Consider the following 761-nt stretch of genomic DNA (forward strand, 5'->3'; position numbering starts at 1 on the left):
GTGGCGTGTGGCCGCCGGGGCGGCCAGGCCGTCGGTGAAGGAGCGGTCCAGGGCCTGGTCGAAGGTCTGCGCCATCCGCTGGTAGCCGGAGTCGTTGGGGTGCAGTCCGTCGGCGAATTCGGCCGGCGTCAGCGCGGGCGCGGCGGTGTAGCGAACCTTGCGGCCCTGGGTCTGCTTCGTCTCGACGGCCCGGCTCAGCGCGGTGTTGTAGTCGGCCACCAGGGCGGTCAGGTTCGGTGTGGTCGGAATCAGGCCCATCACGAGGACGCTGACACCGGGACGGGCGGCGAGGACACGGTCGATCAGTGCCGAGGTGCGGTCCGCCGCGTGGGCCTTGTCGCTGCCCCGGTCCAGGTCGTTGATGCCGATGTGCAGCAGGACGACGTCCGGCTGCGCGGCCTGGAGCCACCCGTCGACCCCGGCCGCGATGTCGTTGACCATGTACCCGCTGTGGCCCTCGTTGTCGGGGTCGGTGACCGCGCCGTTGTGGTTCGATCCCACCAGGTCGACGGTGTAGCGGTTCTGCTGGGCCACCAGGTCGCCGAGCAGGCCGCGATAGCCGGCGTCGGTGCTGCTCCGGTACCCGGCGGTGATCGAGTCACCGAGCGGCATCACCCGGAGCAGCGGGGCCGGCGCGGGTGCCGTGGCCGAGGCCGTGGGGGCGGTGGCCGCGATCGCCGCCACTGCGCTCGCAGCGGCCAGGGCGAGTCCGAGGGTGCGCTTCACAGGATTCCTTCTTCCTTGCTGGGGTTCGTGGCTGT

General features: G+C 71.6%; 1 protein-coding gene. It reads right to left on the minus strand.

From position 1 onward, the window contains the following. Positions 1–726 (minus strand): SGNH/GDSL hydrolase family protein (locus VR45_RS21035; RefSeq protein ID WP_045941344.1); only part of this gene is annotated, 726 nt, incomplete at its 3' end. Between the last annotated feature and the right edge of the window lie 35 nt (positions 727–761).

The organism is Streptomyces sp. NRRL S-495, assembly GCF_000966955.1.
Classification (GTDB): Bacteria; Actinomycetota; Actinomycetes; order Streptomycetales; family Streptomycetaceae; genus Kitasatospora; species Kitasatospora purpeofusca.